We start from the raw sequence: 271 nt of genomic DNA on the forward strand, positions 1-271 counted from the left end.
CGACTCATCCCCGGCGGACACGTCCGCCTCCGCTTCACCGACCCGGGCGCATACCAGTTGGCCGCCTCCGCCCTGCGCGAGGTCACCCGGGACGACGAGTCCCTCACCCTCCAACTCCCCAGCGGCGGCAGCCAGCGCGAGCTGCGCTCCATCCTCGACCGGCTGGACTCGGCCGGCATCGAGGCCGACGAGCTGACCGTGCACACCCCCGACCTCGACGACGTCTTCTTCGCCCTGACCGGCGCCACCGACATCCCCCACCAGCCCAAGG

The 271-nt window shown here is 72.3% G+C and carries 1 pseudogene; it reads left to right on the top strand.

Features of this window, described 5'->3' with window-relative positions:
* Positions 1-271 (top strand): annotated as a pseudogene (locus tag ADL12_RS27605) (ABC transporter); the annotation flags it as partial.

This window comes from Streptomyces regalis (assembly GCF_001509475.1).
Taxonomy (GTDB): domain Bacteria; phylum Actinomycetota; class Actinomycetes; order Streptomycetales; family Streptomycetaceae; genus Streptomyces; species Streptomyces regalis.